Annotated in this window: 8 protein-coding genes; 4 read left to right on the top strand and 4 right to left on the bottom strand. The window is 61.9% G+C overall.

The window, feature by feature from the left end:
• The first annotated feature begins 254 nt into the window (after positions 1–254).
• A complete protein-coding gene (putA, locus tag ACZZ0Q_RS23660) occupies positions 255–4,196 on the top strand; it encodes a trifunctional transcriptional regulator/proline dehydrogenase/L-glutamate gamma-semialdehyde dehydrogenase (RefSeq protein ID WP_463540541.1) in 3,942 nt (1,313 codons plus the stop codon).
• 267 nt (positions 4,197–4,463) lie between these two features.
• On the opposite strand, the gene ACZZ0Q_RS23655 is transcribed toward putA, so the two are convergent.
• Entirely contained in the window at positions 4,464–5,282 is an 819-nt protein-coding gene (locus ACZZ0Q_RS23655) for an XRE family transcriptional regulator (protein WP_463540542.1), read from the bottom strand.
• Between the two features lie 232 nt (positions 5,283–5,514).
• Here ACZZ0Q_RS23655 and ACZZ0Q_RS23650 point away from each other — a divergent pair, with 232 nt between their 5' ends.
• Complete coding sequence (locus ACZZ0Q_RS23650; RefSeq protein WP_463540543.1) at positions 5,515–6,963, top strand: alanine/glycine:cation symporter family protein; 1,449 nt, start codon at positions 5,515–5,517, stop codon at positions 6,961–6,963.
• Positions 6,964–7,145: 182 nt separating this feature from the next.
• The gene (locus tag ACZZ0Q_RS23645) at positions 7,146–8,126 is read left to right on the top strand and encodes an asparaginase (RefSeq protein WP_463540544.1); all 981 of its coding nucleotides are present in this window, start codon (positions 7,146–7,148) and stop codon (positions 8,124–8,126) included.
• A gap of 239 nt (positions 8,127–8,365) precedes the next feature.
• On the opposite strand, the gene oadA is transcribed toward ACZZ0Q_RS23645, so the two are convergent.
• Together oadA and ACZZ0Q_RS23635 are read right to left on the bottom strand one after the other, a co-directional pair.
• Entirely contained in the window at positions 8,366–10,177 is a 1,812-nt protein-coding gene (gene oadA, locus ACZZ0Q_RS23640) for a sodium-extruding oxaloacetate decarboxylase subunit alpha (RefSeq protein ID WP_463540545.1), read from the bottom strand.
• Between the two features lie 11 nt (positions 10,178–10,188).
• On the bottom strand, positions 10,189–11,604 hold the full coding sequence (locus tag ACZZ0Q_RS23635; RefSeq protein WP_463540546.1) for an acetyl-CoA carboxylase biotin carboxylase subunit: 1,416 nt from the start codon (positions 11,602–11,604) through the stop codon (positions 10,189–10,191).
• Between the two features lie 161 nt (positions 11,605–11,765).
• Here ACZZ0Q_RS23635 and ACZZ0Q_RS23630 point away from each other — a divergent pair, with 161 nt between their 5' ends.
• Positions 11,766–12,710 (top strand): LysR family transcriptional regulator, encoded by a 945-nt coding sequence (locus ACZZ0Q_RS23630; protein ID WP_463540547.1) that lies wholly within the window; start codon positions 11,766–11,768, stop codon positions 12,708–12,710.
• Here ACZZ0Q_RS23630 and ACZZ0Q_RS23625 read toward each other — a convergent pair.
• Positions 12,670–12,891: a PA3496 family putative envelope integrity protein gene (locus ACZZ0Q_RS23625; protein WP_122449843.1), complete on the bottom strand. Its 222-nt coding sequence runs from the start codon at positions 12,889–12,891 to the stop codon at positions 12,670–12,672. The genes ACZZ0Q_RS23630 and ACZZ0Q_RS23625 overlap by 41 nt on opposite strands.
• Between the last annotated feature and the right edge of the window lie 172 nt (positions 12,892–13,063).

The following is a 13,063-nucleotide window of genomic DNA, read 5'->3' as shown; positions in this document are numbered from 1 at the left end:
ACGCCGCAAAAACGATCCGTTTTGTAGCAGCGCAATCCGTGTTCAGCCCGCGGCGCACCGCATAAGTGCATAAAGGTAACGCACCGCCACGCAGCGCCAGCAAAGGCCTACACGGCTTTAAGAGAAAAAGGTTGCGCCTGGTTGCACCTTTGACTTCCAGCGGGTTTAATCCACGCTGAATTTTTGCACACCGCGCCGCCCGACCCAGCGCTTCGGTTGCCTTTCTCGGGCACGCACCTTTTAGGAAATAACCAATGGCCACCACCACCCTTGGCGTAAAACTTGATGACGCCACCCGCGAGCGCCTCAAGCTGGCAGCACAGTCGATCGACCGCACGCCGCATTGGCTGATCAAGCAGGCGATCTTCAATTATCTGGAGCAGGTCGAAGGCGGTCTGACCCCGCCCGAGCTGTCCGGTGTTGCTGCCGCCCTGGGTGAAGAGCCGCTCGAAGCGCTGACCGAACAAGGTTTGCAGTGCTTCCTGGATTTCGCCGAAAGCATTTTGCCGCAGTCGGTACTGCGCGCCGCCATCACCTCAGCCTATCGCCGCCCTGAGCCTGAAGCGCTGGCCATGCTGCTGGAGCAAGCGCGCTTGCCGAAGGAGCAGGCTGAGGCCACCAACAAGCTGGCCATGGGTATTGCGGAAAAGCTGCGTAACCAGAAAAGCGCTGGCGGCCGTCAAGGACTGGTGCAGGGCTTGCTGCAGGAGTTTTCGCTGTCGTCGCAAGAAGGTGTGGCGCTGATGTGCCTGGCCGAAGCACTGCTGCGCATTCCGGACAAAGCCACCCGTGACGCGCTGATCCGCGACAAGATCAGCAACGGCAACTGGAGTCAGCACCTGGGCAACAGCCCGTCGATGTTCGTCAACGCCGCTTCGTGGGGCTTGCTGATTACCGGCAAGCTGGTGGCCACGCACAACGAAGCCGGCCTGGCTACGTCGCTGAATCGCCTGATCGGCAAAGGCGGCGAGCCGCTGATTCGCAAGGGCGTGGACATGTCCATGCGCCTGATGGGCGAGCAGTTTGTGACCGGCGAAACCATCGCCGAAGCGCTGGCCAACGCCACCAACATGGAAAGCAAAGGCTTCCGTTATTCCTACGACATGCTCGGTGAAGCCGCGCTCACCGACGCCGATGCCAAGCGTTATCTGGCCTCGTACGAGCAGGCCATTCACGCCATCGGCAAGGCCTCTCATGGGCGTGGCATTTATGAAGGGCCGGGCATTTCCATCAAGCTCTCGGCGCTGCACCCGCGCTACAGCCGCGCGCAGTACGAGCGGGTGATGGATGAGCTGTATCCGATTCTGTTGAGCCTCACGCAACTGGCCAAGCAGTACGACATTGGCCTGAATATCGACGCCGAAGAAGCCGACCGCCTGGAGCTGTCGCTCGACCTTCTCGAGCGCCTGTGTTTCGACCCGAGCCTGGCCGGCTGGAACGGCATTGGCTTCGTGATTCAGGCGTACCAGAAGCGCTGCCCGTATGTGATCGATTACGTCATCGACCTGGCCAAGCGCAGCCGCCACCGCCTGATGATTCGTTTGGTGAAAGGCGCCTATTGGGACAGCGAAATCAAGCGCGCCCAGGTCGACGGTCTGGAAGGCTATCCGGTGTACACCCGCAAGCCGTATACCGACGTTTCCTACATTGCCTGCGCGCGCAAATTGCTCGCGGTTCCGGAGGCGATTTATCCGCAGTTCGCCACCCACAACGCCCATTCGCTGTCGGCCATTTACACCATTGCCGGGCAAAATTATTACCCCGGCCAGTACGAGTTCCAGTGCCTGCACGGCATGGGCGAGCCCTTGTACGAGCAGGTTGTGGGCAAGGTGGCCGATGGCAAGCTGAACCGACCGTGCCGCATCTATGCGCCGGTGGGCAGCCATGAAACTTTGCTGGCGTATCTGGTTCGCCGCCTGCTGGAAAACGGCGCGAACACCTCGTTTGTAAACCGCATCGCCGACCACAGCATCTCCATTAAAGAGCTGGTGCTCGACCCGGTGGTGCAGATCGAGCAAATGGCCGCTGCCGAAGGTGGCTTGGGCCTGCCGCACCCTCGCATCGCCTTGCCGCGTGCCCTGTATGGCGAAGCGCGCCTGAACTCCGAGGGCATCGACCTGGCCAACGAACACCGCCTGGGTTCGTTGTCGTCGGCGCTGCTGAGCAGCACTAATAATCGCTATGTGGCGCTGCCGATGCTGGGCTGCGACACCCCGGCGCCGAGTGAGGCCGAGGCGGTGAAAAACCCGTCTGACCATCGCGACACCGTGGGCCACGTCAGCGAAGCCAGCGAAGCCGATATCAAGAGCGCCGTGCTCTGCGCCGTTTCAAGCGGGCAAATTTGGCAAGCCACCACGCCTGACGAACGCGCCGCCGTACTGGAACGTGCGGCAGACCAAATGGAAGCCGAGATGCAGCAACTGATGGGCTTGCTGGTTCGCGAGGCCGGCAAGACCTTTGCCAACGCGATCGCCGAAGTGCGCGAAGCGGTGGATTTCCTGCGCTACTACGCCGCCCAGGCGCGCGACTTCTTCAGCAATGACAGCCACCGCCCGCTGGGCCCGGTGGTGTGCATCAGCCCGTGGAACTTTCCGCTGGCGATTTTCTCCGGGCAGGTGGCGGCGGCTTTGGCTGCCGGCAACACCGTGCTGGCCAAACCGGCCGAACAAACCCCGCTGATCGCAGCCCAAGCCGTGCGCATTCTGCTCGAAGCCGGTGTACCCGGCGGTGCCGTGCAGTTGCTGCCGGGCCGTGGTGAAACCGTAGGCGCGCGGCTGATTGCAGATGAGCGCGTGCGCGGTGTGATGTTCACCGGCTCCACCGAAGTGGCGGGCATTATCCAGCGCAACATCGCCGGGCGCCTCGACGCGCAGGGCCGCACCATTCCGCTGATCGCCGAAACCGGCGGCCTGAACACCATGATTGTCGACTCTTCCGCGCTCACCGAGCAGGTGGTGGTCGATGTGGTCAGCTCGGCGTTTGACAGCGCCGGACAGCGTTGCTCGGCCCTGCGCGTGCTATGCGTGCAGGAAGACGTGGCCGATCGCGTGATCGATATGCTCAAAGGCGCCATGGCCGAATACGCCCTGGGCAACTCCGAGCGCCTGAGCACTGACGTTGGCCCGGTAATCGACGCCGAAGCCAAGGCCGGCATCGAAGCGCATATCGAGAACATGCGTGAAAAAGGCCGCAAGGTCTTCCAGGCCGCCCGCGCCAAAGGCGACGAGATCAAACGCGGCACCTTTGTGATGCCGACGCTGATCGAGCTGGACAGCTTCAGCGAACTGCAACGGGAGATCTTCGGCCCGGTGCTGCACGTGGTTCGCTACCAGCGCGCCAACCTCGCCAGCTTGCTGGAACAGATCAATGCCAGCGGTTATGGCCTAACCCTCGGCGTGCACACGCGCATCGACGAGACGATTGCCCAGGTGGTGAACACCGCCAAGGTCGGCAACCTGTATGTGAACCGCAATATCGTTGGCGCTGTGGTTGGCGTGCAGCCGTTCGGCGGTGAAGGCCTGTCGGGCACCGGACCGAAAGCCGGAGGCCCGCTGTACATGTACCGCCTGCTCTCCACCCGCCCGCAAGACGCGGTGGCCAAGCAACTCGGCCAGGCTGCCAGCGCACCGCAGCGCCCGGCCGGGCAGAGCAAAGCCGCCCAAGCGTTTGGCGAATGGCTGGCGCAAAAAGAGCCGAGCCTGGTTGCCGTTAACCAGCAATACAACGAACTGGCGCAAAGCGGCAGCGTGCACGTGTTGCCTGGCCCGACCGGTGAGCGCAACACCTACAGCTTGCTGCCGCGCGAACACGTGCTGTGCCTGGCAGAAGACAGCACCGATTTGCTGGTTCAACTGGCCGCCGCGCTGGCCGTGGGCAGCCAGGTGATCTGGCAGGAGCAGCCGCTGACCAAGGAACTGTTCAACGGTTTGCCCAAAGAGGTGCAAAAACGCATCCGTCTGGTCAGCGACTGGAGCACCAGCGACGCCAGCTTCGACGCCATCCTGCACCACGGCGACTCCGACCAGCTGCGCGCCGTATGCGAAGCGGCAGCGCAGCGCAAAGGCGCCATCGTCGGCGTGCACGGCTTGAATAAAGGCGAGACGGATATTCCGCTGGAACGCCTGCTGATCGAGCACGCGCTGAGCATCAACACCGCAGCGGCCGGCGGCAACGCGTCGTTGATGACCATTGGTTAAGTGAAAAAGTGGGTGGCGCTGAAAGCAAGGCGAAAGCTGCTTTCAGCAAAATTCACGCTTGAACCCCGCGGCCTTCTGGCCGCACCCAGGCCTTTGCTCTAAGGGCCTGACCCCGACTGAAGCGGCGCTCACCGAGCCGTCGCCAACGTCACGCGCGGCGCATCCATTTGCGAGGGCTACCCGCCCAGCGACGCGCGCTTTCCCTAGAGCACTTCGGTGCCCTGCGCCGGCTTATCCAGCCGGTGCGGGATTTTAGGTTTTCCTGCCTTATTCGATCTCGAACAAACCATTGCTGATCGGCCCCACCGTGAGCCGCTGGCGAATGTCTTCGTCGATGCGCGGGTCGTCCGGGCGATACAACATCACTTGGCGATAGGCGCTCACGCGGTTTATTTCCTCGCCCAGGAATTCCCATACAACGCGGGTGCAGGCCGGGGTGCGTCGGTCGCCGCTGGACACGCCGGTTTTCAAACCGTTGAGCCGGGTGATGCGGCTTTTGTAGCTGGGAATCAGAATGGTCTGGCTCATTTCATTGAGCGTCAGCGACTCGTAATCGATGAGAAACACGCGGTCTTGCAGGTGAAACGCGGCGCCCAAATAACGGCAGCGCACCCAGTCTTCGGCCTGCACATTGGCACTGGCCGAGCGTTCCTGACGCTCCTGGCGCTCGAACAGAAACGTGCCGCGCTCCTCACGCAAATGCACCAGCGACAGCAGGATCGAGCCCGGCACCGACATGCAGTTGGAGTATTCGAAGTAGTAACCGCAATAGCGCGACAGGCTGGTGGCGTGCTCGCGCAGCGGTTGCAGCAGGTTGGCCAACGGATCGTTGAGGGGCGTGTTGTGGCTGTCGGCCAGGCGGGCGCCGACCAGGCGAGCAAATTGCTCCGGCGGCAGGCTCAGTTCGTACTCTTCAACGCCGAAGAAATCTCCGATGCGTTTGCGGTTGTAACTCGTCGGCTGGCTTTGCCCGCTGAGGTACTTGTTGAACTGCGCGCGGTTAATCGACAGCAGCCGGCAAACCTCGGCAATAGAGCGGTAGTGGCTGCACAGCAGTTTAAGATTAGTGCCCAAATTGTCCGACACAACGCGGCCCTCCGGTGATGCGAGCGGCGCGATTGTAGCATCAACTCGCGCCACATCGAGTCGACCCGCGAAATTGCCTCCACGCCAAGCAGTGGCCAACCATGCGCGACACGTTTTTTTGCTGCCCGCCTATCCAGAAACGTGTGCCTGTTTCGCTGCACCTTTTTCCACTGCGCAGGGTTGCCCACAACCCGCCGCTGCATTCGAACAATAAGAGTCGAGGAAACCTCCCATGCTTGAAATGCTCAATGACTTCCTGTCCGGCAAGCTGCTGATCGTACTGATCGTCGGCCTGGGCAGTTACTTCACCATTCGCTCGCGCTTCGTTCAGTTCCGCCATTTCGGCCACATGTTCAGCGTGTTCAAGCAGTCGTTGCGCAGCAGCGGCGGTCAACTCAGCTCGTTCCAAGCCCTGATGCTCAGCCTCGCTGGCCGTGTGGGCGCGGGCAACATCGCTGGTGTCGGCATTGCCGTGACCCTCGGCGGCCCCGGCGCGGTGTTCTGGATGTGGGTGACCGCACTGGTCGGCATGTCCAGCAGCTTCTTCGAATGCTCCCTGGCGCAGCTCTACAAGCGCTCGGACGGTGACGGCCTGTATCGCGGCGGCCCGGCTTACTACATTCAACACGGCCTCAAGCTGCGCTGGATGGCGATGGTGTTTGCCGTGTTACTGCTGGTGACCTACGGCTTCGCCTTCAACGGCCTGCAATCGTTCACCGTGACCCACTCGCTGCAAAACGCCTTCGGCTTCCCGGTGCAGTACACCGGCATTGGTCTGGCGGTGTTGCTGGGCCTGGTGTTCATTGGCGGTATCAAGCGCATCGCCTCGGTGTCCGACCTGCTGGTGCCGGTGAAAACCCTCGCCTATATCGGCGTGACCTTGTACGTGATCTTCACCCAGATCGACCTGGTGCCTGGCATGTTGGTCACCATCGTGAAAAGCGCCTTCGGCCTCGAACCTGCGTTCGCCGGCCTGCTGGGCAGCGCGATCGTGATGGGCGTGAAACGCGGCGTGTTCGCCAACGAAGCCGGCTTGGGCAGTGCGCCAAACGTGGCCGCCGTGGCCAGCGTTCAGCACCCGGTCGCGCAAGGCGTGGTGCAAGCGTTTAGCGTGTTCCTCGACACCTTCGTCATCTGCACCTGCACCGCTTTGCTGATTCTGCTCTCCGGTTTCTACACCCCGGGCTTTGAAGGCGACGGCATTGTGCTGACCCAGAACTCGCTGGCCGCGGTGGTCGGTGACTGGGGCCGTATTTTCGTCAGCGTGGCGCTGAGCCTGTTCGTGTTCACCTGCATCCTCTACAACTACTACCTCGGCGAAAACGCCCTGCAGTTCCTGCTCGGCAAAAGCCGCGCAGCCTTGCTGATCTATCGCGGCCTGGTGCTGGCGCTGATCTGCTGGGGCTCGATGCAAAACCTCTCGACCGTGTTCGCCTTTGCCGACATCACCATGACCTGCCTGGCCTTCGTTAACCTGATCGCCTTGGCGATGTTGATCAAAGTCGGCCTGCGGGTAATGCGCGACTACGACGAGCAGCGCAAAGCCGGCGTCGCCACGCCGGTGTTCGATGCCCGTAAATTCGCTGATCTGGACCTGGACCGCGACGCCTGGCCGACCACGCCACAGGCCGCTGCCAGCAGCGAAGCCGTTGACGGTCACCTGGCTGCCAGCCACCGTTAATTTGCTGTAATTGTTTAACTGAATGCCGCGCCCGTGAATGCTGGCGCGGCATTCTTGTCTCTGGGCTCAGCGCGTTATGCTGCGACCGACTTATCGCGGCTAACGCCGCTCCTACAGCGTGTGCGTACCGTAGGAGCGGCGTTAGCCGAGATGCTTTTCCAATAACAACAAAGGAATCCGGCATGAAGCTTTTCGTGCTCTATACCGGCGGCACCATCGGCATGCTGCAAACCGCTCAAGGGCTGGCACCGGCCAGTGGCTTCGAGGCGCGCATGAGCGAACACCTGCGCAGCTTGTCGCCGCGTGTAGACATCGACTGGCAGTTCCACGAACTGCTGCCGCTGCTCGACAGCGCCAATATGAGCCAGGCCAACTGGCTGGCCATGCGCGACGTGATCGTTGAGGCCGTCAGCGGTGGCGGGTTCGATGGCGTGCTGGTGCTGCATGGCACCGACACCCTGGCCTACAGCGCCGCTGCATTGAGCTTTCTACTGCTGGGCCTGAACGTGCCGGTGGTGCTTACCGGCTCCATGCTGCCGGCCGGCGCCGAGGGCAGCGATGCCTGGGGCAATCTGCTCGGCGCCATGCAGGCACTGCAGGCCGGCGCGAAACCGGGCGTGCATTTGTACTTCAACGGCAAGCTGATGCACGGCGCGCGGGTGAGCAAACTGCGCAGCGAGGCGTTCGATGCCTTCACCGAACAGCCCCGCCACCGCGTCGGCGAACGGGCCGATGCGCCTGCGGCGCTGTTGGCTTATGACGTAAAGCGCCAGCCTGTGAATATCGCCGTGCTGCCGCTGTACCCCGGCGTACTCGCCAGCCATGCGCAAGCCTTGCTCAGTACCGGCGCCCAGGCGTTGTTGCTGGAGTGCTATGGCGTGGGCACCGGGCCTTCGGACAATGCTGAACTGCTGGCTGTGCTGAAGGCGGCGCATGAGCGTGGCGTGGTGCTGGCGGCGATTAGTCAGTGTCCGCAGGGGCATGTGGAGTTTGGCGTGTACGCGGCGGGGAGCGCGTTGGTCAGTACCGGGCTGATTTCGGCCGGTGGCATGACGCGCGAGGCGGCGCTGGGCAAGTTGTTTGGCTTGCTGGGGGCGGGGTTGGGGCAGCGGGATGTGGAGCAGTGGTTTGGGTTGGATTTGTGTGGGGAGCGGGTTTCTTAAAACTGCTACACCGACATCGCTCCAACGCCGTCATCCGCCCCTCCACCGTCATTCCCGCGAAGGCGGCGGTCCGACGATTCGGAATCCAGAATTGTGCAGGAGAGCGGGGTTGCCTGAACAATCACCGCGCCTGGATTCCCGCTTTCGCGGGAACAGTGGTTGGTTTCACGCGCGCCGTACCCCCACAAAAAAGGGGAGCCCTGCGGCTCCCCCAATGGGACGTGCTCTTTACTAGCCGATCAAGCCTCAATCTCCACCAGCACCTCACCCGGATTCACGCGGTCGCCCTTGGCCACGTGAATGGCTTTAACGGTGCCAGCAATCGGCGCCTGCACTTCGGTTTCCATTTTCATCGCTTCGGTGATCAGCACGGCCTGGCCGGCTTTGACCGCGTCGCCTTCTTTCACCAGCACATCAACAATGTTGCCCGGCATGGTGGTGCTCACATCGCCCGGTGCGCTGGCGTTTTTGCGTTTGCTGCCGCTGCCACCGCCGACGAAGTCGTTCAGCGGTTCGAACACCACTTCTTCCGGCATGCCGTCGATAGACAGGTAGAAGTGGCGCTTGCCGTCGGTTTTCACGCCGACGCCGGTGATGTCCACGCGGTAGCTCTCGCCGTGTACGTCGATGACGAATTCAGTCGGCACGCCTTCGCCGCCCACGCTGGCCACGCTGCCAGCTTCGGGAATTGGCAACAGCACTTCGGGAATCAGGGTGCCGGCGGCGCGTTCTTCGAGGAATTTGCGGCCGATGTCGGGGAACATGGCGTAGGTCAGCACGTCTTCTGCCGACTTGGCCACCGCACCGATTTCCGCGCGCAGTTTGTCCATTTCCGGCTTGAGCAGGTCGGCCGGGCGAACGTCGATCAGTTCTTCGTTGCCGATGGCTTGGCGGCGTAGTTTCTCGTCGACCTGGCCCGGCGCTTTGCCGTAGCCGCCTTGCAGGTACAGCTTCACTTCATTGGTGATGGTTTTGTAGCGTTCGCCGGCCAGCACGTTGAAGAACGCCTGGGTGCCGACAATTTGCGAAGTCGGGGTCACCAGCGGCGGGTAGCCGAGGTCTTTGCGCACGCGAGGAATCTCGGCCAGCACTTCGTTCATGCGGTTCAGCGCGCCCTGCTCTTTGAGCTGGTTGGCCAGGTTGGAGATCATGCCGCCCGGCACTTGGTTGACCTGCACGCGGGTGTCCACGGCGGTGAATTCGCTTTCGAACTGGTGGTACTTCTTGCGCACGGCGTAGAAGTACAAACCGATTTCCTGCAGCAATTCCAGGTTCAGGCCGGTGTCGTATTCACTGCCTTTCAGCGCCGCGACCATCGACTCGGTGCCTGGATGGCTGGTGCCCCAGGCGAAGCTGGAGATGGCGGTGTCGATGTGGTCGGCGCCGTTTTCGATGGCTTTGAGCTGGCACATGGCAGCCAGGCCAGCGGTGTCGTGGGAGTGGATAAACACCGGCAGCGATTGCTCGGCTTTCAGCGCTTTCACCAACTCGCCCGTGGCGTAGGGCGTGAGCAGGCCGGCCATGTCTTTGATCGCTACCGAGTCGCAGCCCATGGCTTCCATCTGTTTGGCCTGGGCCACGAACGCCTCGATGGTGTGCACCGGGCTGGTGGTGTACGCGATGGTGCCTTGGGCGTGTTTGCCCGCCGCCTTCACCGCCTCGATGGCCACGCGCAGGTTACGCACGTCGTTCATGGCGTCGAAGATGCGGAACACGTCGATGCCGTTGACCGCCGCCTTGGCCACGAACGCCTTGACCACGTCGTCGCTGTAATGGCGGTAGCCGAGCAGGTTCTGGCCGCGCAGGAGCATTTGCAGGCGCGTGCTGGGCAAGGCGGCCCGCAGTTGACGCAGGCGCTCCCAAGGGTCTTCTTTGAGGAAGCGCACGCAGGCGTCAAAAGTGGCGCCGCCCCAGACTTCCAGCGACCAGTAGCCGACTTTGTCGAGCTTGTCGCAGATGGGCAGCATGTCTTCGGTGCGCATGCGAGTGGCCAGCAGCGACTGGTGGGCGTCACGCAGGATGGTGTCGGTTACATGGATTTTCTTGGACATGGATGTGTTCCTCACAGGCCTGCGTGGGCGGCGATGGCGGCGGCGATGGCCAGGGCCAGCTCTTCGGGTTTGCGCTTAACGGAGTAGTTGGTCAGTTCCGGGTGGCTTTCCACGAAACTGGTGTTGAACTGGCCGCTGCGAAATTCCGCGTTACGCAGAATTTCCTGGTAGTACGCCGCGGTGGTTTTCACCCCTTGCAAGCGCATGTCGTCGAGGGCGCGCAGGCCACGGTCCATGGCCTCTTCCCAGGTCAGCGCCCAGACCACCAGCTTTAGGCACATGGAGTCGTAGTACGGCGGAATGGTGTAGCCGGTGTAGATCGCCGTGTCGGTGCGCACGCCGGGGCCGCCGGGCGCGTAGTAGCGGGTGATCTTGCCGAAGGAGGGCAGGAAGTTGTTCTTCGGGTCTTCGGCGTTAATCCGAAATTGCAGGGCGAAACCGCGGTATTGAATGTCTTCCTGCTTAACCGAAAGCGGCAAGCCCGAGGCGATGCGAATTTGCTCGCGCACGATGTCGATGCCGGTGATCTCTTCGGTGATGGTGTGCTCGACCTGCACGCGCGTGTTCATCTCCATGAAGTACACCTCGCCCTCGGCGAGCAGAAACTCCACGGTGCCAGCGTTCTCGTAGCCCACGGCTTGGGCGGCGCGCACGGCGAGGTCGCCGATGTAGGCGCGCTGTTCGGGCGTTAGTTGCGGGCTGGGGGCGATTTCAATCAGCTTCTGGTTGCGGCGCTGAATCGAACAGTCGCGCTCGTACAGGTGCACGGTGTTGCCAAAGCTGTCGGCGAGAATCTGCGCTTCGATGTGCTTGGGATTGACAATGCACTTTTCCAAGAACACTTCGGCCGAGCCGAATGCCTTGGTGGCTTCGGAAATAACCCGGGGGAAGGATTGCTCAAGCTCTTCGCGGCTATTGCACCGGCGAATACCGCGTCCGCCGCCACCGGAGGTGGCCTTGAGCATGACCGGGTAACCGATGCGGTCGCCTTCGGTGAGCGCTTCGTGAATGTCCGCCACGTTGCCTTCGGTGCCGGGGGTTACCGGCACGCCGGCCTTGATCATGCTGCGCCGCGCTTCGGTTTTGTCGCCCATGCGGCGAATCACTTCGGCAGACGGGCCGATAAATTTGATGCCGCGCTCGGCGCAAATATCGGCCAGCTCGGCGTTTTCGGAAAGAAAACCGTAGCCGGGATGCAGCGCATCGCAGCCGGTTTCTACTGCCAGGTTCACCAGCTTGCGCGGGTTGAGGTAACCGGCCAGCGGCTCCTCGCCAATGCTGTGGGCCTCGTCGGCGCGCTTAACGTGCAGCGCCATGCGGTCGGCATCGGAATAAATCGCCACCGAGCGAATGCCCATCTCGGCGCAAGCACGCACGATACGGACGGCAATCTCGCCACGGTTAGCGATCAAAATTTTCTTGATCACGGAGCTGGCCCTCAGCCGGTTGAACGGGGCAACGCCTGAAGCGTCAACGTCCCGACACCCTAGCCCCGCGCAGCGATTACCCAAAATGATTAATTATTGGGTTAGGCATAAGTAACGGCTTATAGTTGGCCGACCAGACAACCCCAAAAAGGCCAGACGCCATGCGTAAGTCATTGCTGCGTATGACATTACGCCAGCTGCAAGTCTTCCAGGCAGTGTGCGAAAGCAAGTCTTATAGCCGCGCCGCCGAGGAAATTTCTCTGACACAGCCGGCCGTTTCCCTACAAATTCGTCAGCTGGAGGCGCTGATAGGCCAGCCTCTCTTCGACTACATCGGCAAAAAGCTCTACCTGACCGAAGCCGCTGAAGCGCTGTTGCGCGCCAGCAGCGACATTTTCGGCCGACTGGAAAGTCTGGATATGCAGCTTTCGGATTTGCAGGGCTCGCTGCAGGGGCAACTCAACCTGGCGGTGGAGTCGAGCGCGAAGTATTTCGTGCCGCACCTGTTCGCCGCGTTCAAGCGCCAGTACCCGGAAGTGAATTTGCAGCTGGTGGTGGTTAACCACGCGCAAACCATCCGCCGCCTGAGCGCCAATCGCGATGACTTGCTGATCATGTCGCAGGTGCCGCAAGACATGTCGTTGGAGTTTTACCCGTTTCTCGACAACCCCATCGTCGCCGTCGCGCCGCCGGACCATCCGCTGCTCAAGCACGCCAGCCTCAAGCTGCAAGACCTGTGTGCGTGGCCGCTGCTGGTGCGCGAGCCGGGCTCGGGCACGCGAAAATCCATCGAAGATTACTGCCACCAAAAGCGCGCGCACTTTCAGCAAACCATTGAGCTGGGCTCGATGGAGTCGCAACGCGAAGGCGTGATCGCCGGACTGGGCATTGCGCTGCTCTCGCGCCACGCCGTGCGCCGCGAGCTGGAAAGCGGCGCACTGCGTGAACTGCCGGTGACTGAACTGCCGTTGATGCGCAGCTGGTGCCTGGTGCACCCGCGCGGCAAATACCTGTCACCGGTGGCGCAAACCTTCTTCGCCTTTATTCGCGCCGAGCGTGCGCAAATCAGTGGCTTGGCGGCCCGCTTCGGCGCGGTGCCTGGCTAGCGGCCAGGTAATTGGCGGCGACCAGATCGGGATAATCCGACAGCTCCAGTTGCAGGCGACGCTCTTCGGTGAAGTCTTCGATGGCGCGGCGATAAGCCATGCGGCGCTGGTCTTCAAGCTGGCGTTTGGTTTTCGCGGCAGAGGAGGCGTAAGGCTGTGCTTCATCCAGATAACGAGTCATGTGCGTGCTCCCATCGTTGGATTCGGGAGTACCAGACTGGGCGGGGAAAGCGACAGTTGTGTGCAGGCGGGATGAATTTCGTGTGACGGCGGGTGAAAAGCATCGCGGCTAAAGCCGCTCCTACAAAATGAAGTGCGCCCCAAAAGTTGGACACCCATCCAACCTTTGGGGC

This window comes from Pseudomonas sp. AC070 (assembly GCF_979258635.1).
The sequence above is the reverse complement of the archived record's forward strand: the minus strand, read 5'-3'. Positions and strand labels throughout refer to the sequence as shown.

Bases quoted from the DNA above. Each gene is read 5' to 3' on its own strand.
- ACZZ0Q_RS23645 (WP_463540544.1), top strand. From the start codon at position 7,146: ATGAAGCTTTTCGTGCTCTATACCGGCGGCACCATCGGCATGCTGCAA.
- oadA (WP_463540545.1), bottom strand. From the start codon at position 10,177: ATGTCCAAGAAAATCCATGTAACCGACACCATCCTGCGTGACGCCCAC.
- ACZZ0Q_RS23625 (WP_122449843.1), bottom strand. From the start codon at position 12,891: ATGACTCGTTATCTGGATGAAGCACAGCCTTACGCCTCCTCTGCCGCG.
- putA (WP_463540541.1), top strand. From the start codon at position 255: ATGGCCACCACCACCCTTGGCGTAAAACTTGATGACGCCACCCGCGAG.
- ACZZ0Q_RS23650 (WP_463540543.1), top strand. From the start codon at position 5,515: ATGCTTGAAATGCTCAATGACTTCCTGTCCGGCAAGCTGCTGATCGTA.
- ACZZ0Q_RS23630 (WP_463540547.1), top strand. From the start codon at position 11,766: ATGCGTAAGTCATTGCTGCGTATGACATTACGCCAGCTGCAAGTCTTC.